This is a genomic window from Bradyrhizobium japonicum USDA 6 (assembly GCF_000284375.1).
In the GTDB taxonomy this organism is placed as follows: domain Bacteria; phylum Pseudomonadota; class Alphaproteobacteria; order Rhizobiales; family Xanthobacteraceae; genus Bradyrhizobium; species Bradyrhizobium japonicum.
Map to the genome: position 1 here is coordinate 2,195,256 of NC_017249.1, position 20,304 is coordinate 2,215,559.

The window sequence follows — 20,304 nt, forward strand, 5'->3', positions numbered from 1 at the left end:
AATTGGCGCGGGCCAAGTCATGGCAGCATTAGACCGATGTTTCGGCGCGATGCAACGGCGCCAGGCGCAGGGCTCATTGCTGTGATCCGTCACCCTGAGGTGGCCGCAAAGCGGCCCTCGAAGGGCGACGGTCAGGCTGCATCCAGGCGGCCGTTCATCCTTCGAGGCTCCCCGCGCGATGCTTGGCATCGCGCCACTCGCACCTCAGGATGACGGAACTGATATCGCGCATTGTCGTGAGGACGCGAATCCGAAAGCGAGGTTCACTCTTCCCCCGCAAGCAGCGCGGCATTGCCGCCGGCTGCCGCGGTGTTGATCGTCACGGTCTGCTCGGTCGCAAAGCGTGTGAGGTAATGCGGGCCGCCCGCTTTCGGGCCGGTTCCAGACAGCCCGTTGCCGCCGAATGGCTGCACGCCGACCACGGCGCCGATCATGTTGCGGTTGACATAGATGTTGCCGACCTGGACGCCATCGATGATCGCCTCGATGGTGTCGTCGATGCGGGAGTGAACGCCGAGCGTGAGTCCATAGCCGCTGCGCTCGATCGCCTGCAGGACGCGGTCGAGCTTTTCCGCGCGATAGCGCACGACATGCAGGATCGGGCCGAACACCTCCTCGGTGAGCTGCCCGGCGTCCTTGAGCTCGAAAATGTGCGGGGCGACGAAGCAGCCGTCGGGCACAGTGCCGGCAAAGTGCAGCCGCGCCTCGCTCTTCATCCGCGCGATATGCGCATCGAGGCGCTGCTTGGCCTCGGCGTCGATGACCGGACCGACATGGGTCGCGACATCTGCGGGGTCGCCGATCTTCAATTCGCGCGCCGCGCCCGCGATCATCTCGATCATGCGGTCGGCGACATCCTCCTGCACGAACAGCAGCCGCAGCGCCGAGCAGCGCTGGCCGGCGGAGCGGAAGGCCGAGGTCACGACGTCGTCGGCGACCTGCTCGGGCAGCGCGGTCGCATCCGCGATCATGGCGTTGATGCCGCCGGTCTCCGCGATCAGCGGCACGATCGGCCCGTCCTTGGCGGCGAGCGTCCGGTTGATCAGGCGCGCGACCTCGGTCGAGCCGGTGAAGACGACGCCCGCGACGTCGGCATGCGCGGTCAGCACGGCGCCGATGCGGCCGTCGCCGGTGACGAGATGCAGCGCGCTCTTGGGAATGCCGGCCTCGTGCAGCAGCGCTACGGCCTCGCGCGCGATGCGCGGCGTCTGCTCGGCGGGTTTTGCGACGACGCTGTTGCCGGCCATCAATGCCGCCGTGACCTGGCCCAGGAAGATCGCCAGCGGAAAATTCCAGGGCGAGATCGCGACGAAGGCGCCGCGCCCGCGCATCGCGAGCGCATTGCTCTCGCCGGTCGGGCCCGGCATGGCGGCATCGACGCCGAACAGCTTTCGACCCTGTGCGGCATAATAGCGGCAGAAGTCGGCGGCCTCGCGCAGCTCCGACAGCGCATCGTCCAGCGTCTTGCCGCCCTCGGCTTGCAGCAGCGCGATGAAATGGGCGCTCCGGCTCTCCAGAAGATGCGCGGTCTGCTCCAGCGCAGCCGCGCGCGTGGCCGCCGGCGTTCGGCTCCAGGCGGCAAAGCCGGCGCGCGCGGCTGTCACCGCCGCATTGGCTCGGTCCGGCGTTGCGTCGGTTATGGGCTTGAGGCCGGTGGCCTCGGCCTTCACGTCTGCCAGCAGCCGGTCGAGCGCCGCGCGCGCGCCGAATTCGACGCCGCGTGAATTGCGCCGCTCCGGCGCGAACAGATCGCCCGGCAACGGAATTTTGGGATGGGCCGCCGCTTGCGGCCGGACGATGGCATCGGCCGGACGCTGCAACAGCGCCGCAACCGGCACACGATAGTCGGCCGCCTGCGCCACGAACGACGAGTTGGCGCCGTTCTCCAGCAGCCGCCGCACCAGATAGGCGAGCAGGTCGCGGTGGCTGCCGACCGGGGCATAGGTGCGATAAGCGATGTCGGGGTGATCCTTGGCGAGCTGCTCGTAAAGCGCTTCGCCCATGCCGTGCAGGCGCTGGAATTCGAAGCCGCCGCCATCTTGCGCAAGCTCCAGCACGGTCGCGACCGTCAGCGCGTTGTGGGTGGCGAATTGCGGGAAGATGCGCGGACGCAAGCCGAGCAGTTTTGACGCGCAGGCGACGTAGTTCAGATCCGTCATCGCCTTGCGCGTGAACACGGGATAGCCGTCCAGCCCGCGCTCCTGCGCGCGCTTGATCTCGGTGTCCCAATAGGCGCCCTTGACCAGCCGCACCATCAGCTTGCGGTCATGGGCGCGGGCGAGCGCGTCGACATAGTCGATCACGGCGCTGGCACGCTTCTGATAGGCCTGGATCGCCAGGCCAAACCCGTCCCAGCCGCTGAGCGAAGGATCGGCGAGCGTCGCCGCGATCACGTCGAGCGACAGCTCCAGCCGGTCGGCTTCCTCGGCATCGACGGTGAAGTTCAAATCATGGGCCTTGGCGCGCTGCGCCAGGTCCAGCAGTTGCGGTACCAACTCGACCATCACGCGGTTGCGGCTGATCGCCTCGAAGCGCGGATGCAGCGCCGACAGCTTGACCGAGATGCCGGGCCGGTCGGGCAGGGGATGGTTGCCCGCCGCCTTGCCGATGGTCTCGATCGCACTGGCATAGGCGTCGAAATAACGCGTGGCGTCCGCCGCGGTGCGCGCGCCTTCGCCCAGCATGTCGAAGGAGTAGCGCGTCTTTTGGCCGGAGCGGGGCTTACCCCGCTCCAGCGCCTGCTCGATGGTCTCGCCCAGCACGAAATGATTGCCCATCAGCCGCATCGCCTGGCGCGTGGCGGTGCGCACCGCCGGCGCGCCCAGCCGCTTCACCAGCCGGCCGATGGTGCCGTCGGGCGTCTCGCCGGGCTGGATCACCCGCGCCGACAGGCCGAGCGCCCAGGCCGAGGCGTTGACCAGGAAGGCCGTGGACTTGGTCTCGTGGTGGATGAAGTCGCCCTCGCCGAGCTTGTCCTCGATGAACTGGTCGGCGGTGCGCGCGTCGGGCACGCGGAGCAGCGCCTCGGCCAGCACCATCAGGGCGAGCCCCTCCTTGGTCGAAAGCGCGAACTCCCGCAGCATGTCCTCGACACCGCCAAGCCGGTCGTCGCGCTTGCGGATCGCCTCGATCAGCCGCGTCGCGGTGCGGTCGATCCGCGCCTCCTGCGGCGGGCTGAGATGCGAAGCCGGCAAGAGCCGCGCGGCAATCTCGGCATCGTCGGGCGCGTAGGGGGCGGTGAAGGGCGGCGGGATGTTCGGCATGGCGTGTCCTGTGGCTGAAATCCAGGATAAGGCCCGCTAGACCGTAGTTCGATAGACAAATTAGCAATTTTGCCTTAGAAAATGAAGATCTTTTGTACATTGGCCACATAAAGTATGGAACTTGATCGAACCGACCGGAAGATCCTCTCAATTCTGCAGCAGGACGGGCGCATCGCCAATGTCGAGCTCGCCGAACGCATCGGGCTGTCGCCGACCTCGGTCGGCGAGCGGCTGAAGCGGTTGCAGCGGGAGGGCTTTGTCGAGGGCTACGGCGCGCGGCTCAATCCGCACCGACTCGGCCTCGGTCTTCTGGTGTTCGTAGAGGTGCTGCTCGACAAGACCACGCCGGACAATTTCGAGCGCTTCGCGCGCGCGGTGAAACTCGCGCCCGAGGTGCTGGAGTGTCACATGGTTGCAGGCGGCTTCGACTATCTTGTGAAGGCGCGGCTTGCGGACATGACCGCTTATCGACGCTTCCTCGGCGAGACGTTGCTGTCGATGCCGGGCGTGCGCGAGACGCGAACCTATGCGGTGATGGAAGAGATCAAGCGCGACGCACCATTGCCGGTGGACTAACGAAGTGCCGTCGCGATTGTCATTGCTGTGGCGTTGAACGAGCGGTCTTAGCGGGAAAATAGCTCTCCGTGTGCAATCGCAACGCCCGTCGTCGAATGCACTGGCCGTCTTCAAAAATTTTTTGGCCCGGCTCCCGGACAGATCCGGGAGGCAGCAAAGGCTGCCGGGCTTATACTTTGAGGTTCTCTGCGGAGGTCTTGCCCCGGTTTGCGATCTCTTCGTATTCCACCGTCTGTCCTTCGTTCAGGGACGACAGACCGGCTTTCTGCACTGCCGAGATATGCACGAACACATCCTTGCCGCCCGACGCAGGCTGGATAAATCCATAACCCTTCGTCGGGTTGAACCACTTGACCGTACCTTTAGCCATCACGTCTTCTCCGCGGGTCTTCCTCCGAGATCTCGAACCGCCAGTCCCCGCCAACCGGCCGGTTCGGTCCTAACAGGATACGCGGAATGTGGCCGGCTTGGTAGCTCAAACCATATCGGCATTTCGCCGAATTCCGCTCAACTTGGCAGCGTTTTTGCCGATTTTGCCCGTTTCGCGGTCAATTGATCGGCACGCCGCGCACCATCCGTCAATAAGTCGCGGCCAGATAATCGACGATCTTGCCGACATCGGCATCGTCGATCGGGGCGCCATAGACCTTGATCATCTTGGTCACTTCGGCCTGCCAAAAACCTTTCTTGTCCTTCATCGGCGGCTGCGTGTTGACGTAATCGGCCGAGTGGCAGGCGCTGCAATTGCCCTGCACGACCTCGAGATTGGGGCCCGGCTTGAAGGCGGCGACTTCGTCGGGCGTCTTGTAGTTGAGCGGCGCTGCAAGCGCCGAACCCACCATTGCGGCGACGGCGAGTGAGCTGGCGAGGAGAACGGTGCGCTGCATGATCATTCTCCCTCAGGCCACGGTCACGCGGACGGTTTCGACGACGTTGCGTAGATAACCCGCCGGGTTCCAGCGTGGCGCATCCGGCTGGGTCTCGCCGCCATTGCCGGTGGCGCGCACCTTGAGCTCGTGGGCGCCCGCTGCGAGCTTCACCGGCAGCTTCCATTCACGGAAAGAGTATTTGCCGAGATCCTTGCCGAGCTTGGCGCTGACCCAGGTCTTGCCGCCGTCGGTGGAAACCTGGACGTCCTTGATGCCCTTGCCGCCGTCGAAGGCGATGCCGCGCAGCGTCGTGCCGCCGGCCTTCAGCTTGGCGCCGTCGGGAACGCTCGTGATGAAGGACCGGATAGTGAAGCGGTTGATCGGGATCGTCGCCTTCGGCGCGGTGCCCGGCTCGACCGCATTGTTCGGCGTGTCCGGAATGCGATAGGCCGACTTCATCCAGAAGCCGTCATAGACACTGTCGATGACGGTGATCTCGTTGAGGTGCTTGACCCAGTAGGTGCCGTAATAGCCGGGCACGATCAGGCGCAGCGGAAAGCCGTTGAGGAACGGCAGGTCCTCGCCGTTCATGCCATAGGCCAGCATCACCTCGCCGTCGCTGGCGTGCTCGAGATCGAGCGCCTTGACGAAATCCGGCGTCTTGTCGCTGACGGGGCCGTCCATGCCGTTGAAGGTGACCTGCTTGGCACCGCTCTGCACGCCCGCCATCTCCAGCACGGCCTTCAGCGGCACGCCACGCCAGCGCGCATTGCCCATCGCACCGTTGGCGAGCTGGCCACCGGCGACACGCGGCTCGGAGAAGCCGCGGCTGTTGCCGGAGCACTGGTTGACGGCGACGATCTCGGTCGCCTTCATCTTCCTGATGTCCTTGAGCGACAGCTTGAGCGGCTTGTCGACCTTGCCCTTGACCTCGAGCGTGAACTTGTCGGGATCCAGATTGTAGGGCAGGTCCGAGAGGTGATAGCGCACGAAGAATGCGTTATTCGGCGTGATCGGACCGTCGTTGAAGATCGCGAACGGCGTCTCGAGCTGCGGCGGCCGGCTGGTCAGTCCGATCATCGGCCGCTTCTGCGGATATTTCACCAGCGGCCGTTCGCCATTGGCGAAGGGGAGCGTGACGGTGTCGAGTGCCAGCGCCTTGGTGGAATTCAGTGTGGCCGCCATAGCGGCAAGGCCCGCTCCTTTGAGCAGGTCGCGTCGATCGAACATTCTTGTCTCCTCCCGGAGCTTTTCGTTGGACAGCGGTCATCACCGCGATCCCGCGCTCATCTGTCGCAACGATTGAGATGAAGTCAATTCGTGCTTTCGCAGCAGGCCCATGTCGCTGCGTTGCAGCAAGCCGGTGTTACGTTTGTAATGAGATGAGGCGAGCTAGCGAGATTGAGCCGAGCCATAGCCGCGATCACGGTGCATCTCTCCCGCTTGCGGGAGAGGTCGGCACGAAGTGCCGGGTGAGGGCTTTTTCCTCTTGGGGATTGTCCCGTCGTGGAGAGACCCTCTCCCGCAAGCGGGAGAGGGAGCGCGCCGCCTTACGCCGCGACGCGCTCGCTTCGGTCCACCAGCGCCGACAGCTGCCTCGTGTCCGCAACGACGCGCACGGCCATCGGCTCGTCGCGGCCGCGGATCGCGACCTCCTGCTGCGGCAGCGCATCGTCGGCAAGTCCCGCGGTGCGGCGGACCTCTTCCGAGACGATCGCTTCGCAGGCCAGCGTCTTGGTCATGTCCTGGAGTCGGGCAGCGACGTTGACGGCATCGCCGAGCGCGGTGAAGACGATGTGATCGCGATAGCCGATGTCGCCGATGATGACCTCGCCGCCGTGAATGCCGATGCCGAAGCGGATCGGCTGGCGGAGATCGTGGCTCAGGAGCTCGTTGAGCTCGTCGATATGCGTGGCGATGCCGGCAGCAGCCTTCAGCGCTTGCCGGCAGGCGGTCTCCGGATCGGCTGACAGCCCGAACAGCGCCAGCATGCCGTCGCCGACGAACTGGTTCGGCTGGCCGCCATTCTCGATCACGGCCCGCGAGACGGCGCCGAGGAAACGGTTGACGATGAAGACGGTGTCGAACGGCAGCCGCTTCTCGGCAAGCTGCGTCGAGCCGCGCATGTCCACGAACAGGCTGACGAGGTAGCGCTCCTGGCCGATTCTGGCCGATGTCGAGGCCTGCCCGTCCGCCGAATGCGTGTGGGGCGTGAACAGCTGGAAGAAGGAGAGGTCGGAGTCCGGCCGCAACTGGCAGGCAAGCCGGATCGAGGGATCGGCGGTGCCGACGCGCGCGAGCACGAAGGCCTCGCGCTGCGACGGCTCGGGCAGGGCGGCATGGTCGCCGATGATGCGGATGCGGCAGGTCGAGCAGCGGGCGCGGCCGCCGCAGACGCTGGCATGCGGCACATTGTGGCGCAGGCTCGCCTCCAGCACGGAGAGACCCTTCGGCACGCGCACCGTCTTGCCGTTGCCGTAGGACAGCGCGATCATGCCGCGGCGCCGTTCGCGCAAGGCGCGCACGCCGCGCGCCGCCAGCGTCAGTCCGAGCAGGCCGACATAGCCGATGGTGAGGCCGCCGGTGATGCGGTCGAGCGTCGCCGCTTCCGCGGTCGAGCCGAGCTGGCGGCGGGTGAGATTGTGCGCGCGCCACTCGCCGTCGTCGACCTCGATCTGGACACTGCGTCCGCCCTGGTAGACGCCGAGCAGCGACAGCGTCGGGATCAGCACGGCGGCGGCGAGCAGATAGGGCGCGGCGCGCGCGAAGAACGGTTTCAGGCGCAGCCAGAAATAGATGCCGATGCAGCCATGGACCCAGGCGATGATCAGCAGGATCGTCATGGTCCAGATGCGGTTCGAGGTGACGAAGAACAGATAGAGTTCCTGCGGATAGAGTTTCTGGTGTCCGTACAGCGTGTAGCCGAGCCGGACGCCGATCACATGGGCCATGACGAGGGCGGGGATGCTCAGGCCCAGCACGAGCTGGAGTGGCTCGATCGTCCGCCAGCGGAACTGGCGGCGCTGATAGAGCGCGTAGATGCCGAGCCCCATATGGGTGAGCGCGGCCGTATAGAACACGATCGCGATGGGGAGGAACCGCCAGAACGCCGTGTGATAGTAGACCCCGATCTCCATGGCATCGACCGAGATGTTGCCGAGCGCATGGTTGAGGAAATGGCTCACCACGTAAGAGAACAGGATGACGCCGCAGACCAGCCGAACCTGCCGCATGCTGGTCGCGCGGGAAAGTTCGGACAATCGTGAGAATGCAGTGGCCATGATTCGGTTGTATCAGTTCATGAAGGAGAACAGCCAGCGTAGCGTTTAATTCCAGGGGCGGACAGCTGGCCTGATCACATGCGCGGCAAGGTTACGATATTGTAGGGTGGGAAGGCGCCTTGGCGCCGTGGCCACCATCCCGTATCGCATCCCTCGAGGGTGGGCACGCTCCGCTTTGCCCACCCTACGATCTCCCCCGCATTGACTCCCCCTCCCAGGTTGGCGAAAAGCGCGGCCGTGACGACAGCCCCCGATATCACTACGCCCCCAGCCGGCGCCGTGCGCCGGCCCCTCGTCGTGGCCGTGCTCGTCATTGCCGCGATGACACTGCTGCGCATCGTCTACGCCTCCGCCATCGAGCTGCGCACCGACGAGGCCTATTACTGGACGTGGTCGAAGGAGGGAGCGCTCAGCTTCCTCGATCATCCCCCCATGATCGCCTGGTTCATCCGTTTTGGCACCGCGATCTTCGGCGACACCGTGCTCGGCGTCCGCTTCGGTGGCATCGTCGCAATGCTGGTGACGCAGCTGCTGCTCGCCGACATCGTCCGCCGCCTCACTCATGATGCGCGCGCCATCATGTTGGCGGTGCTGATGCCGGAGGCTGCGCTCTATTACGGCCTGCTGATGGCCAAGGTCGCGCCGGACGTTGCCATGATCCCGTTTGCGGTGGCGATGATGTGGGCCCTGGTGCGGCTCGCGCAGGGCGGCGACGGACGCTGGTGGCTGGCGGCGGGCCTGTTCGCCGGACTGTCGATGCTGTCGAAGTTCACCGCGATCATGTTCGCGCCGGCGGTCGCCGCGTTTCTGCTGGTGCCGGATTGGCGCTGGCGCTGGCTGCGCGGCCCTTACCCTTATCTCGCGGTGCTGATCGCGATTGCCGTGTTCTCCCCGGTGCTGATCTGGAACGCGCAGCACGACTGGGCCTCGTTCCGTTTCCAGGGTGTGCGGGCCACCGCCAATTACGGCATCTCGCTGCGCACGATCGGCGACTACATCGGCCTGCAATTCGGCCTGGTCGGCTTCGTCATGCTGCCGGTCGTGCTGTCGGGCCTCGTGATGACGGCGTGGCGCGGCTATCGCACGCGCGAGCCGGTCGCGATCCTGCTGTCGACCGCGGTGCTGGTGCCGTTCCTCTATTTCTTGTTCAAGTCGACGACGCTCAGGGTCGGCGACACCTGGCCGATGTTCATGTGGCCGGTCGGCTTTGCCGCCGCTGCGGTCAACCTCGTCATGCTGTCGCGCGAGCGCTGGTCGGCGCGGATGATCCGGTCGAGCATTTTCTGGCTCAACACGGCGGTCGTCACGGGGATCGCCTTCGTCGTCATCGTATTCCTGTACTACGTCGCCGCGCCCTGGAATCTCCTCGGCAAGATCGATCCGATCGGCGCCGAGGCCGGCTACGAGCAGGTGGCTGCGCGTGCGCAGGCCGCGCTCGACGAGACCGGCGCGACCTGGATCGCAACCACGGACTATCGCACCTACGCGATGATGCGCTGGCTGTTCAGGGGCCGCGTGCCCGTCATCGAGATCAACGAACGCGGCCGCTTCCAGGATTTTCGCGATCCCGGCATGGATCGGATCAGCGGGCATGCGGGCATCTATGTCGGGCGTGAGCCGGACAACCGCGCACCAGTGTGGGGATCGATCCCGGCGAAGCGCGAGCAACTCGGCCAGGTCGAGCGCCGCTGGCGGGGCGTTCTGACGGACACCTATGTGATTGAGAAGCTCACCGGCTGGACGCCGGAACTCTCGCCGCCAGCGGATTCACCGCTGTTTCAATGGCGGGTGCTGGCGGGGGAATTCGAGAAGCGTACGCTCGCCTAGCGAGGCAGCACCCTTCTTCCCTTCTCCCCTTGTGCGGTCCCAAAGGCAAACGAGGCCGCGCGTTGAACCGGCTTGGCGTGGCATGAGAACAACATACCAACAGAAATCTGAGCGATCGCTTCGCTGCAATCAGCATTTTTCCCGACATTCACAGGCCGCCATCCCAGATTACCACCCGCTCAAGCATTTAAGCCACTAAGCTGGAGCAGTCGTGACGAAACATATTTTCTCTTATTGATATTATCTGCGGGGATAGGACATGTTTGATGTCTATCGCAATGGCAAGCGGGACTTCCTCGTCGTCAGCAACGGCTCTCCGATGCCCGCGCTCTACTCCTCCAACAAATGGCGCAAGAGCAGAGCGAGAGTTCTCAAGGTCAGCGACGAGATCAGGGCAGCCGTTCAGGAGCGAGGTTATTATCTTGGCAGCGTGCGGGTGACCAAGAAGGACCTGATCCACACCGAGTGCACCGTTGCCGATACGTCACCGGGCAATCTCTGAACATCCGGCCGACTAGGCCGCCAACCGCGCCAGCCCGGCCTCGATCACGACGATGTCTTCCTCGATCTGCCGGATCGTACTCGTGCAGTCGATCCCGGTACATGCATCGAGATCTGCGATAAGTTTGCGGCGCTGTGTCCGGAGCTCATCAAGAGCTGCTTGGTCCCTGAGGGAAACGTATCCCTCCACGATCAGCTCAATTGCACCCGCCACCATCAAAATCCCCAAGCCATGTTAGCCCCGTCAAGGCACTCCCCGACCAAGCGAGGATCGAGCGTGCCAATTGGTTATACGATTCAATCCCGCGCACTGAGTTCTTCCAGAACAACGCGCCTCCGCAACGCGCGTGCGGCAGCGGTCAAACGAGTCCCTGCGATCAGCCCGAGCCGCCTCAATCTTGGCAAAGCGACGGGGTCACACAGCTCGATGGAGAGCCCGGCTCCCAGTATCGCAATGGCGCGTTGCTCCTCCGCGTCGAGATCAGTCCATGGGATGATGCCCTTCATCACCGGCCTCAAATCGTCCAGTGCACCTCAAAATCCAAACGCGCGCCTGATTTGCCGCAGCATATCCATGGCCGCGTCGGTGTACCGACCGTTGGTCAGGTATCGATCCAGTTGCAGTGTGCTGATCAGCGCCACAAGCGCTGCCATCAAGCCCTTAAACATTGGGCCTCTCCTGAAAGAGACCGCCAACCGGGCGTGTCGAAATGTTGAGCAGTTCTCAGAATGCGCGCCGCATATGGCGGCCTAATATGCAAATGGTGACATTGACTGGTAACCAGTTTCTTAACGGGCTGATGCGCCGTGGTATGGGGCGGCCAGAGGCTGACTTAGAAGCGACGACTTGAATTGCCGCCTCCTTGTCCTCAGTTGCCCAAAACCGCGGCAGATAATCTTCCAATACTCGAAAGGGCTAACTCGATAGTTCGCTTGCGAGGCGCGGCTTGACTGAGCAAGGTCGTTTTGCCGGACAATTGCCCTTTAACCCCGTCTGGGTCTGTCTTAGATCAGCCGGCGAGGGATGATATTCCGCTCGTTGGCTCGATTGGATGGCACTCAGCTGCTCGGAGCCTTTCGTGTGGTCCTTTGCTGTTGCGGCACTGTTCCTGGCGCTGTTGGTGTTTGGTGCGGTCGGGTTTATCATTGTCAGCTTCGACTTTCCCGATGAACCGCGAGCTTAAGCTTCGCTCATTCAGGCGGCGCGCCATGCGTCGGTCCGGCGAATGGCGCGAACGACGGCCCGAATAGCACCGCTACTCCTCGTCCTTCTTCCGCAAAAGATCCGTCGCGAGGTCCGACAGTTTTGGCGGCGGCAGCGCCGCGAACGGCAGCGGGCGCGTCACGTCGATCGCGGCCAGACCCAGCCGCGCGGTCAGCAATCCGTTCAGCACACCTTCGCCGAGTCGCTGCGACAGCTTTGCCGCGATGCCATGGCCGAGCATCTGCTGCACCAGGCTGTCGCTCGCGGCCATGCCGCCGGTGATGGCGAGATGCGCGATCACGTGGCGGAGCAGGCGGATCATGCCGAGCGCGCCGGGGCGGCCGCCATAGAGAAAAGCGAGCTGACGGATCAGCCGCAACGCGGCCACGAACACGAACAATACGTCGATCGCCGCGCGCGGCGAAACTGCGGTCACGATCGAGACCTTTTGCGCGGCCGACGACACCAGCCGCCGCGCTTCCGTGTCCAGCGGCGACATCAATTCGCGTTCGGCAAGCCGGATCATGTCGGCGCCGTCGATGATCTCGCCGGTGTGGCTTTCCAGCGTGGCGCGCGCGCGGGCGAGCTGCGGGTTCTGGTGCGCGATCTTCAGCAGATCCTGCACGATGACGCGGCTCTCCTCGCGGTCGTCACTGGCAAGGACTGCGGCGGCGCGCGCATGCAGCTTCTCGATGGTTGCAAGGCGCGCCAGACCAAAGGCCTCGCGCCCGATCACCACCGCGAGCGCCAGTGCCGTGACGAAGGCGAATGCGAGGCCGACGAAGCCGAGCGTTTCGCTGCGCGCAAACAGATCCTCGATCAGACGGACCACGCCGAGCCCGGTGCCGAGCAGCGTCAGCCCGCCGAGCCCGGACCAGAACAGCGTGCCCCAGGGAAAGCCACGCCGCGCCGGGAGCGCGGCCTCGATCGGCACTGGCAATGCCTGCGGATCGTGCTCGGGCGTGATCTGGATCGTGGTGCGGCCGAGCCGCGCTGCTTCGTCGGCTTCGGTGACGACGACGCCGGGATCGTCGAGCCGGAACGTCGCCGGCCGCCGCGGCTTGGATCGGTCGTTCATGACAGCTTGTCTCCGATCAGGAACTGCAGGGCACGGTCGAGGCGGATGTGTGGCAGCGCCGGCTCGTCATTGCCTTCGCGTTCGAGCTTTGGCGGGCGGAAGCGCAGGAAGCGAAAATCGCTCTTCTCGGCGGCCTCGGTCGAGAGGCCGCGGAATGCGTCGGTGCCGTTGAACAGCGGCTCGGGATCCGGCGGCAGATCACCCGGAAAGGTCGCAACCTCCGTGTTGCCATCAAAGAACTCGCCGCCTGCGCTTTCGCCGGCCGCCGGCGTTCCCAGGATCGACGGCAATTTGTCGCGGCCATGCGCGACCTGGGCCTCGCGCGTGGCGCGAACGGCGGCGAGCGCCACCACGTCGATCTCTGCGCCGGTATCTTCCGCGCGCACCACCGCACGGGTGACCGCGCGGCGCAGCACCGCCTCGAGCCGGTCGTGACTGGAATGATGCAGATGGTCCGCCTTGGTCGCCGCGAACAGGATGCGGTCGATACGCGGCCGGAACAGGCTGGAGAGGAACGTGCTGCGGCCGATGCGGAAGCAGTCGAGAATTCCGGCAAGCGCGGCTTCGAGATCGTGCAGCGCTTCGGGGCCGGAGTTGAACGCGGCGAGCGCGTCGGCCAGCACGATCTGGCGATCGAGCCGGGCAAAATGATCATGGAAGAACGGCCGCACCACGACGTTCTTGTAGGCCTCGAAGCGGCGAACCATCATCGCCCACAGCGAGCCGTCCGGCGCCTGGCCGCCAACGGGCACGTCGAGCGGCGCAAAAGTCAGCGCCGGCGTGTCGGCGAGATTGCCGGGCATCAGGAAGCGGCCCGGCGGCAGCAGGCTCATCGCGAAGCGCTCGTCGCGGCAGGCGCGCAAATGGCCGGTGAAGAGCTTTGCCGCCGTCAGCGTCGCCTGCTCGTCCTCGCGCGCCTCGGGCTTGAGCGTTGCAAGATGCGCGTGCCAATCCGCCGCAAGATGCGCACGCGGCGCCTCGCGCGACAGTGCGAGGCTTTCGGCCGACCATTGCTCATAGCTCTTCTGGAGCAGCGGCAGGTCGAGCAACCACTCGCCGGGATAGTCGACGATGTCGAGCGTCAATGTGCGGTCGGCGCCGTTCTGGCGCTGATAGTCGATGACGAGCCTGAGTTCGCTGATGTCGACGGTCGAGTTCGGCCAGCGCCGCTCCTCGATCAGCGCGCGCAAATGGTTCTCATAAGCGAAGCGCGGCACGGCGTCGTCCGGCTGCGGCGCCAGATGCGCCCGCGCGATCCGGCCCGAGGCATAGGCCTCGAATACCGGAAAGCGGCCGCCGCGGGTGAGGCCGTGGATCAGCGCGGTGATGAATACGGTCTTACCGGCCCGTGACAGGCCGGTGACCCCGAGCCGCACCGTCGGGTTGAAGAAGTGCTCGCCAAAATCGATCAGCGCCCTGGCCGACAGCCGCGCTTCTTCGACCATATCCTGGAAACTGAATGCCATATGAACGTGATTGATCCCGAGGCGGGCGGAAATGTGAGACTGTTCACAAAAGTGGCATTCGCGTGAGGAAAATCAAGCTTCATACTTCCACCGCCTTTATCGGCAAATCAGCCGTTTGAACGACGCGCCGATCTCGAAAGATCCCTACAAGAGGGCATTGTCTTAGCCTTTGCGGATTGCCATGACCGTCTTCCAGCTGAAACAGCTCGCCTCCAACTCCGTCCACGCCGCAGCCGATGCGATCGGCTGGAACTACGACCGTGCCGAATTGATCGCGGACGGCATCATCCACGCGATCGGCGTGGTCTGCGGCATCGTTGCCGCCACGGTCCTGGTGGTGCTGGCGGCGGTTTATGCCAACGCCACCAACATCGTCGGGGTCTCGATCTATGTCGCCGGCCTGCTCTCGATGCTGGTGCTGTCGGCGACCTATAATCTCTGGCCGGTCTCGCCGGCCAAATGGCTGCTGCGGCGGTTCGACCATTGCGCGATCTATCTGCTGATCGCGGCGACCTACACGCCGTTCATCCTCGAGGTGAGGGACAGCGTGTTCGCGCTGGTGCTGCTCGCCGGCGTCTGGTGCGTCGCGATCCTCGGTATCGTGCTGAAACTTCTCTATCCCGGCCGGTTCGACCGCGTCGCGGTCGGCATCTATCTCGCGATGGGGTGGAGCGGCGTGATGGTCTACGACGCCGTGGTCAGGGCGCTACCTGCGCTGGTGCTGGGCTTCATCCTTGCGGGCGGCCTGCTCTACAGTTTTGGCGTGATCTTCCATGCCTGGCGGCGGCTGCGCTTCCAGAATGCGATCTGGCACGGCTTTGTCTTGGCCGGCGCGGCGTGCCATTATACCGCGGTGCTCGACCTCGTGTTGAGCTGAGCAAGATCCGCGAAGCGGAATTAGCGAAGCGGTATAAGATAGCGAAGCGCTATCCGAAAAGAGAAGCGCTACAAGACAAAGAGGAGACGTCGCATGCAGGTGACCGGCAAGGTCGTGGTCGTCACGGGCGGCGCAAACGGCATCGGCAAGGCGCTGTGCGAGGCCTTCCACAAGGCGGGTGCCGCCAAGGTCGTCGTTGCGGACATGGACGCCGCCAATGCAAGAGCCGTCGCCGCCACGGTCGATGGCGCGGCCTTCAGATGCGACGTCGCGCAGGAAAAAGAGATCGCCCACGTCATCGAGGAGACCGAGCGGCAGTTCGGCCCGATCGAATTGTTCTGCTCAAATGCCGGCATCGGCGGCGGCTTCGATCCGATGTCGGTCAATGCCGGCGGCGCCTCCGACGAGCCGTGGCAGCGGAGCTGGGCGATCCATGTCATGGCCCATGTCTATGCGGCGCGGCATCTCATTCCCCGCATGAAGGCGCGCGGCGGCGGATATTTCCTCAACACGATCTCGGCCGCGGGCCTGCTGTCGCAGGTCGGCAGCCCGGCCTATTCCACCACCAAGCACGCCGCGGTCGGCTTTGCCGAGAATCTCGCGATCTCGCACAAGGCGGACAATATCAAGGTCTCGATCCTCTGCCCGCAGGGCGTCGACACCAACATGCTGCGCTCGATCCCGAAGGGCCCACAATCCGGCGACGGCGATCTGACGCCTGAGCAGGTCGCGAAAGACGTGCTCGCCGGCCTCGAGCAGGAAACGTTCCTGATCCTGCCCCACCCCCAGGTGCTCGGCTACATGCGCAAGAAGACCGAGAACTACGACCGCTGGATCGGCGGCATGGCGAAGATCCAGGCCAAGATGCGGGAGGAGTTCGGGAAGTAGCCGCCACAGTTTCCGCGATTGCGCCTGTCATGCCCCGCGCAGGCGGGGCATCCAGTACGCCGCGGCCCGTCGGTTCAACAACAACCGTCTCGGAGTACTGGATCGCCCGGTCAAGTGTTTAGACCGGACAGATCACTGACAGGTGTTCGGAGACATAGCTGACACATCAAACTGGCTGGATTGGTCGATTTGGGAGGCCGTCCATGCCCTGGAACGAGGTGTCGGTAATGGATCAACGACGCGAGTTTGTGCGGCTGGCTTTGCAGGAAGGCGCGAACCGGCGGGAGTTGTGCCGGCGGTTTGGGATCAGTCCTGAGGTCGGCTACAAGTGGCTGAAGCGTTGGCAGGCAGGGGACCATGATCTTCGGGATCAGTCCCGCCGACCGAAGAGTATGCCCAGGCGGAGCGAGCCTGCGATCGAGGCTCAGGTCTTGGCGATGCGCGACACGCATCCGGCCTGGGGGGCGCGCAAGATTGCTCATTGTCTGAAGCGCGCTGGCCAGGCCGTGCCGGTGCCTTCAACGGTCCATCAGATCCTGTGCCGGAACCAGCGGATCAAGCCGAGCGAGCAGGCTGCAGCTGGCTCTCCAGGGCATCGCTTTGAGAAGGACGCGCCCAATCAGCTCTGGCAGATGGACTTCAAGGGCCATATGCCGCTTGCCGGCGGGACGCGGTGCCATCCGCTCACCATGGTCGACGATCACTCGCGCTATGCCCTGTGTCTGAAGGCCTGCGCCAACGAGCAGCGTCCTGACGTGCAGAAGCACCTGACCGACACCTTCCGACGCTATGGGCTGCCGGAGGCCTTCTACCTCGACAACGGTTCTCCGTGGGGCGACACGTCCGGCGTCCGCTGGACCGCGCTGAAGGTATGGCTGCTCAGGCTCGGCGTCAGGGTCGTCCATGCCAGGCCGCGCCATCCTCAGGGCCGGGGCAAGAACGAACGCTTCCATCGCAGCCTGAAGGCGGAAGTGTTCGCCCTGCGCACGTTCCGCACCCTGGCGGAAGTTCAGCGGGCTCTCGATCGCTGGCGCATGCTCTACAATCTGGAGCGGCCTCATGAGAGCTTGGGCATGGGTGTCCCCGCCGATCGCTATCGGCCGAGCTCTCGCCCCATGCCGGACCGTGTCCCGCAGGTCCAATACGACGCCGGAGAGACCGTTCGCACGGTCTCCTCGACCCGGAGCTACATCGCCTTCAAAGGCCGAATGTGGAAAGTCCCTCAAGCCTTCTGCGGCGAGCAGCTCGCCGTCAGGCCGCTCGACCGCGACGGCCGTTATGGAATCTTCTTTGCCAGCTGGCAGGTCGCATCAATCGACTTGACCCGCGGCCAACCTGTCAGTGATGTGTCCGAACAGGTGTCAGCTATGTCCCCGGTCTAAACATCAAGCCGGGCGATGACACCTAGCTACGCCGCCGACTCCGCCTCATCCTCCATCCGGCTCTGCCGCAGCGCCCGGGCATAGAGCATCATGCCCTCGCGCACCGTGCGCTGCTCGGCCTCAGTCAGCGCGGCCAGCGCGCCGCGCACCTGCTGGCGTCCGAACGCGTGCAGCGCCTCCAGTGTGCGCCGGCCCTTCGCCGTCAGTGACAGGAGCTTGCTGCGCGCATCGGCTTCATCAGGCGTCTCCCGCAGTTCGCCGCAATCGACCAGCTTGCGCACCATGCGGCTGACACTGGATTTCTCCAGTCGCAGGAAATCGCCGAGCTCGCCCGAATTCATCGGGCCGCGGATCCCGATCTCCAGGATCGTGTGCACGGCCGAGGGCGGATAATCCGAGGCCGCCACCGTCGCATCCATGAAGCCCAGCTCCCGCACCATCAGCCGCGAGGCGGCGCGGATGTCGTCGATCAGCGAAAGCTCGGTCATGCTTGACTCATGGCATATAGTTGTATCATACAACTATATGCGCGCAACGTCGCGCGCAAGCGTTTTGGAGTGAGCCATGAGCGGAACTGTGCCGGCCGGGATGCGGATGAGGGGCAAGGTCTGCCTCGTCACGGGCGGCGGCAGCGGCATCGGCCGCGCCGCGGCGCTGCGGATGGCCTCGGAAGGCGCCGAGGCGATTGTCGTTGCGGGACGGCGGGAGGCCGAAATCGAGGCCACCGCCGCAGCGTGCCGGGAGCTCGGCGCGGCCGCGATCGCGATCCAAACAGACATCACGCGAGAGGACGACGTCGCGCGCCTCGTTCGCACGGCAGTCGAGCGCTGCGGTCGGCTCGATGTTGCCTTCAACAATGCCGGATTCCAGGAGCGCCGCGCGTCGCTGGAAGAGCAGGGCACGGAGATCTACGATGCGGTGTTCGACACCAATGTCCGCGCGCTGTTTCTGTGCCTGCGCCATCAATTGCCGGCGATGCTAGCGCAGGGCCGCGGCAGCATCGTCGTCAACGCCTCCGTCAGCGGCGTGCGCAATCCCAATCCGGGCTTCTCGCTCTACTCGGCCTCGAAGGCCGCCGCGATCTCGCTGACCCGCTCGGCGGCAATGGAGAATGCCCCGCGCGGCATCCGCATCAACGCCATTGCCCCCGGCCGCGTCGTCACCGACATGATGCTGCGCGCGGGCGTGGGCGATGTCGCGACCGTCAGTGCGGGCCTGCCGCTGCGGCGGATGGGGAGTCCGGAAGAAGTGGCGGAGGCCGTGGTATGGCTGTCGTCCGACGCGTCATCCTACGTGGTCGGGCATGTGCTGGCGGCGGACGGGGGATTCCTGGCTTCGTAGTGTCGCGGTGGCGCGGCAAATTCAGTGCCGTGGCCCGGATTTCGCTGCGCTCCATCCGGGCTACGGCAGCCTCAATGCTTCTGCCCGTAAAGCACCGGCACCGCTGAATCCACCACGACCTCGACGAGGCTCGTCCCCTCGAACGCCATTCCGCGCTTGAGCGCCTCGCCCAGCTCCGCAGCCTTGCTCACCCGCACCGCATGGCACCCCATGCCTTCGGCGAGCCTGACGAAATCGATCCCCGGCAATTCCAGCCCCGGCACGTTCCTCACCTGCATCACCTGGCTGAACGAGCGCATCGCGCCGTAGCCGGAATTGTTGATGACGACGATGGTCAGCGGCAGCTTTCGTTGCGCGGCGGTCCACAGCGCCTGGATCGAATACATCGCCGAGCCGTCGCCGATCAGGCACACGGTGCGGCTCTTCGGCTTGCCGAGCGCCATGCCGACCGCCGCGGGCAGGGAATAGCCGAGGCCGCCGCTCGCCATGGTGTAGAAACTGTCCTGGCCGCGCATCGGCATGAACTTCTGCATCGCCGGCCGGTGCGAGGGCACTTCCTCGACGAGTGACGCGTCGTCCGGCATCGCCTGCGACAGCGAATGCAGCAAAAATTCGACCGGCAGCGGATCGGCGGCCTGCGGCGCCGGCGGCAGCGTGCGGCCCATTGGCGTGGCGCGTTTGCTCTCGGGCAGGAGGTCGAGCAGCAGGCTCAGCGCCGGCTTCATGGTCGCAATGATGCTGGTGCCGACGGGTGTCACCGCTGCCGCGTCCGGATCGTCGGTGATCTGGAAAATCGTCGCGCCGCCATCGAAGATCGCGGCATGGCCCTCGACATGGAAGGTGAACACCGGCGCGCCGACGACGACGACGAGATCGTGTTCGCGCAGCGCGTCGGACAGCTGCGCCGGCGAGGCGTGCAGGAAGCCTGCGAACTGCGGATGCCGCTCGGGGAAGGAGCAGCGCGCGGAGAACGGGCTGACCCAGACGCTGGCCTTGGCCTTCTCGGCCACGCGCACCATCAGATCGACCGCGCCGGCGCGGTCGACGCCGGGGCCGACCACGAGGGCAGGGTGTTTTGCAGAGCCGAGCGCCGCGACCAGCGCCTTCATCGCGTCAGGTTCGGGCCCGATCTCGCGGCTGACCTTGCGCGCCTCGACCGGTGTGGTCGCATGCGCCCAGTCGTCGATCGGGATCGACACGAAGGTCGGCCCGCAGGGCGGCTGCATCGCGGTGTAATAGGCCCGCGCGATCGCGGCCGGCACGTCCTCGGGCCGCGCCGGCTCGACGCTGTACTTGACGTAAGGCCGCGGGAATTCCGAGGCGCGCTCGGCATAGAGGAACGCCTGCAAGGGCAGGATCGAGCGCGCCTGTTGGCCCGCGGTGATCACGAGCGGCGTCTGGTTGCGGTGCGAGGTGTAGATGTTGCCGAGCGCGTTGCCGACGCCGGCCGCCGAATGCAGATTGACAAAGCCGGCATTGCGCGTCGCCTGCGCGTAACCATCGGCCATGCCGACGGCGGAGGCTTCCTGCAACGCCAGCACGTAGTCGATGTCGTCGGGCCAGTCGCTGAGGAACGGCAGCTCGGTCGAGCCGGGGTTGCCGAACACCCTGTCGATGCCCAGCGAGCGCAGCAGATCGAGCGTCGCCTGCTTCACGGTGGCGGACTTGCTGCCGCTCTTGCCGTTCTTGGCCATGGTTTCCGTCCCTGTTGTTTTATCGAAGCTAGAAGCCCCACCCCGTCATTGCGAGGA

Annotated in this window: 19 protein-coding genes; 7 read left to right on the plus strand and 12 right to left on the minus strand. The window is 65.0% G+C overall.

The genetic code is table 11. The features are described 5' to 3' along the window. Nucleotides 1-263: 263 nt before the first annotated feature. Nucleotides 264-3,263 (minus strand): bifunctional proline dehydrogenase/L-glutamate gamma-semialdehyde dehydrogenase PutA, encoded by a 3,000-nt coding sequence (putA, locus tag BJ6T_RS10260; RefSeq protein ID WP_014492275.1) that lies wholly within the window; start codon nt 3,261-3,263, stop codon nt 264-266. A 114-nt stretch (nt 3,264-3,377) separates the two neighbouring features. On the opposite strand from putA, the gene BJ6T_RS10265 reads away from it, so the two are divergent. After that, a complete protein-coding gene (locus BJ6T_RS10265) occupies nt 3,378-3,839 on the plus strand; it encodes an Lrp/AsnC ligand binding domain-containing protein (RefSeq protein WP_014492276.1) in 462 nt (153 codons plus the stop codon). A gap of 169 nt (nt 3,840-4,008) precedes the next feature. Here BJ6T_RS10265 and BJ6T_RS10270 read toward each other — a convergent pair whose 3' ends face one another. From BJ6T_RS10270 to BJ6T_RS10285, 4 genes are all read right to left on the minus strand, one after another. After that, complete coding sequence (locus tag BJ6T_RS10270; protein WP_008134691.1) at nt 4,009-4,209, minus strand: cold-shock protein; 201 nt, start codon at nt 4,207-4,209, stop codon at nt 4,009-4,011. 208 nt (nt 4,210-4,417) lie between these two features. Continuing rightward, entirely contained in the window at nt 4,418-4,726 is a 309-nt protein-coding gene (gene sorB / locus BJ6T_RS10275) for a SorB family sulfite dehydrogenase c-type cytochrome subunit (protein WP_014492277.1), read from the minus strand. Between the two features lie 12 nt (nt 4,727-4,738). After that, nucleotides 4,739-5,938: a SorA family sulfite dehydrogenase catalytic subunit gene (gene sorA / locus BJ6T_RS10280; RefSeq protein ID WP_014492278.1), complete on the minus strand. Its 1,200-nt coding sequence runs from the start codon at nt 5,936-5,938 to the stop codon at nt 4,739-4,741. Nucleotides 5,939-6,258: 320 nt separating this feature from the next. Beyond that, complete coding sequence (locus BJ6T_RS10285) at nt 6,259-7,989, minus strand: adenylate/guanylate cyclase domain-containing protein (protein WP_014492279.1); 1,731 nt, start codon at nt 7,987-7,989, stop codon at nt 6,259-6,261. 321 nt (nt 7,990-8,310) lie between these two features. On the opposite strand from BJ6T_RS10285, the gene BJ6T_RS10290 reads away from it, so the two are divergent. Both BJ6T_RS10290 and BJ6T_RS10295 read left to right on the plus strand, forming a co-directional pair. Next, nucleotides 8,311-9,816: a glycosyltransferase family 39 protein gene (locus tag BJ6T_RS10290; RefSeq protein WP_167541719.1), complete on the plus strand. Its 1,506-nt coding sequence runs from the start codon at nt 8,311-8,313 to the stop codon at nt 9,814-9,816. Between the two features lie 259 nt (nt 9,817-10,075). Continuing rightward, complete coding sequence (locus tag BJ6T_RS10295) at nt 10,076-10,318, plus strand: hypothetical protein (protein WP_014492281.1); 243 nt, start codon at nt 10,076-10,078, stop codon at nt 10,316-10,318. Nucleotides 10,319-10,330: 12 nt separating this feature from the next. Here the strand turns inward: BJ6T_RS10295 and BJ6T_RS10300 are convergent, their stop codons facing one another. The 5 genes from BJ6T_RS10300 to BJ6T_RS10315 form a co-directional block, all read right to left on the minus strand. After that, nucleotides 10,331-10,531: a hypothetical protein gene (locus BJ6T_RS10300; RefSeq protein WP_028169876.1), complete on the minus strand. Its 201-nt coding sequence runs from the start codon at nt 10,529-10,531 to the stop codon at nt 10,331-10,333. An 83-nt stretch (nt 10,532-10,614) separates the two neighbouring features. Further along, the gene (locus BJ6T_RS10305) at nt 10,615-10,824 is read right to left on the minus strand and encodes a hypothetical protein (protein ID WP_014492283.1); all 210 of its coding nucleotides are present in this window, start codon (nt 10,822-10,824) and stop codon (nt 10,615-10,617) included. A gap of 27 nt (nt 10,825-10,851) precedes the next feature. After that, nucleotides 10,852-10,986 (minus strand): hypothetical protein, encoded by a 135-nt coding sequence (locus BJ6T_RS49105; protein ID WP_256461605.1) that lies wholly within the window; start codon nt 10,984-10,986, stop codon nt 10,852-10,854. A gap of 587 nt (nt 10,987-11,573) precedes the next feature. Continuing rightward, on the minus strand, nt 11,574-12,599 hold the full coding sequence (locus tag BJ6T_RS10310; protein ID WP_014492284.1) for a YcjF family protein: 1,026 nt from the start codon (nt 12,597-12,599) through the stop codon (nt 11,574-11,576). Further along, nucleotides 12,596-14,065: a YcjX family GTP-binding protein gene (locus BJ6T_RS10315; RefSeq protein ID WP_014492285.1), complete on the minus strand. Its 1,470-nt coding sequence runs from the start codon at nt 14,063-14,065 to the stop codon at nt 12,596-12,598. The genes BJ6T_RS10310 and BJ6T_RS10315 overlap by 4 nt, the downstream gene beginning before the upstream one ends. A 181-nt stretch (nt 14,066-14,246) precedes the next feature. Between BJ6T_RS10315 and trhA the strand changes: the two genes are divergently transcribed. The 3 genes from trhA to BJ6T_RS10330 all read left to right on the plus strand — a co-directional run bounded on the left by trhA (nt 14,247) and on the right by BJ6T_RS10330 (nt 17,212). Next, a complete protein-coding gene (trhA, locus tag BJ6T_RS10320; protein ID WP_014492286.1) occupies nt 14,247-14,942 on the plus strand; it encodes a PAQR family membrane homeostasis protein TrhA in 696 nt (231 codons plus the stop codon). Between the two features lie 93 nt (nt 14,943-15,035). Beyond that, entirely contained in the window at nt 15,036-15,830 is a 795-nt protein-coding gene (locus BJ6T_RS10325; RefSeq protein WP_014492287.1) for an SDR family oxidoreductase, read from the plus strand. Between the two features lie 203 nt (nt 15,831-16,033). Beyond that, nucleotides 16,034-17,212, plus strand: coding sequence for an IS481 family transposase (locus BJ6T_RS10330; RefSeq protein WP_014490322.1), 1,179 nt, complete (start codon nt 16,034-16,036; stop codon nt 17,210-17,212). Between the two features lie 26 nt (nt 17,213-17,238). On the opposite strand, the gene BJ6T_RS10335 is transcribed toward BJ6T_RS10330, so the two are convergent. Further along, the gene (locus BJ6T_RS10335; RefSeq protein ID WP_014492288.1) at nt 17,239-17,700 is read right to left on the minus strand and encodes a MarR family winged helix-turn-helix transcriptional regulator; all 462 of its coding nucleotides are present in this window, start codon (nt 17,698-17,700) and stop codon (nt 17,239-17,241) included. Between the two features lie 76 nt (nt 17,701-17,776). Here BJ6T_RS10335 and BJ6T_RS10340 point away from each other — a divergent pair, with 76 nt between their 5' ends. Further along, on the plus strand, nt 17,777-18,553 hold the full coding sequence (locus tag BJ6T_RS10340) for an SDR family NAD(P)-dependent oxidoreductase (RefSeq protein WP_014492289.1): 777 nt from the start codon (nt 17,777-17,779) through the stop codon (nt 18,551-18,553). Between the two features lie 71 nt (nt 18,554-18,624). On the opposite strand, the gene mdlC is transcribed toward BJ6T_RS10340, so the two are convergent. Continuing rightward, entirely contained in the window at nt 18,625-20,247 is a 1,623-nt protein-coding gene (mdlC, locus tag BJ6T_RS10345) for a benzoylformate decarboxylase (RefSeq protein ID WP_014492290.1), read from the minus strand. Between the last annotated feature and the right edge of the window lie 57 nt (nt 20,248-20,304).

Excerpts from the sequence above, each read along its gene's own strand:
- putA (WP_014492275.1), bottom strand. The coding sequence starts at position 3,263 with ATGCCGAACATCCCGCCGCCCTTCACCGCCCCCTACGCGCCCGACGAT.
- BJ6T_RS10265 (WP_014492276.1), top strand. The coding sequence starts at position 3,378 with ATGGAACTTGATCGAACCGACCGGAAGATCCTCTCAATTCTGCAGCAG.
- BJ6T_RS10270 (WP_008134691.1), bottom strand. The coding sequence starts at position 4,209 with ATGGCTAAAGGTACGGTCAAGTGGTTCAACCCGACGAAGGGTTATGGA.
- sorB (WP_014492277.1), bottom strand. The coding sequence starts at position 4,726 with ATGCAGCGCACCGTTCTCCTCGCCAGCTCACTCGCCGTCGCCGCAATG.
- sorA (WP_014492278.1), bottom strand. The coding sequence starts at position 5,938 with ATGTTCGATCGACGCGACCTGCTCAAAGGAGCGGGCCTTGCCGCTATG.
- BJ6T_RS10285 (WP_014492279.1), bottom strand. The coding sequence starts at position 7,989 with ATGGCCACTGCATTCTCACGATTGTCCGAACTTTCCCGCGCGACCAGC.
- BJ6T_RS10290 (WP_167541719.1), top strand. The coding sequence starts at position 8,311 with ATGACACTGCTGCGCATCGTCTACGCCTCCGCCATCGAGCTGCGCACC.
- BJ6T_RS10295 (WP_014492281.1), top strand. The coding sequence starts at position 10,076 with ATGTTTGATGTCTATCGCAATGGCAAGCGGGACTTCCTCGTCGTCAGC.
- BJ6T_RS10305 (WP_014492283.1), bottom strand. The coding sequence starts at position 10,824 with ATGAAGGGCATCATCCCATGGACTGATCTCGACGCGGAGGAGCAACGC.
- BJ6T_RS49105 (WP_256461605.1), bottom strand. The coding sequence starts at position 10,986 with ATGTTTAAGGGCTTGATGGCAGCGCTTGTGGCGCTGATCAGCACACTG.
- BJ6T_RS10310 (WP_014492284.1), bottom strand. The coding sequence starts at position 12,599 with ATGAACGACCGATCCAAGCCGCGGCGGCCGGCGACGTTCCGGCTCGAC.
- BJ6T_RS10315 (WP_014492285.1), bottom strand. The coding sequence starts at position 14,065 with ATGGCATTCAGTTTCCAGGATATGGTCGAAGAAGCGCGGCTGTCGGCC.
- trhA (WP_014492286.1), top strand. The coding sequence starts at position 14,247 with ATGACCGTCTTCCAGCTGAAACAGCTCGCCTCCAACTCCGTCCACGCC.
- BJ6T_RS10325 (WP_014492287.1), top strand. The coding sequence starts at position 15,036 with ATGCAGGTGACCGGCAAGGTCGTGGTCGTCACGGGCGGCGCAAACGGC.
- BJ6T_RS10330 (WP_014490322.1), top strand. The coding sequence starts at position 16,034 with ATGCCCTGGAACGAGGTGTCGGTAATGGATCAACGACGCGAGTTTGTG.
- BJ6T_RS10335 (WP_014492288.1), bottom strand. The coding sequence starts at position 17,700 with ATGACCGAGCTTTCGCTGATCGACGACATCCGCGCCGCCTCGCGGCTG.
- BJ6T_RS10340 (WP_014492289.1), top strand. The coding sequence starts at position 17,777 with ATGAGCGGAACTGTGCCGGCCGGGATGCGGATGAGGGGCAAGGTCTGC.
- mdlC (WP_014492290.1), bottom strand. The coding sequence starts at position 20,247 with ATGGCCAAGAACGGCAAGAGCGGCAGCAAGTCCGCCACCGTGAAGCAG.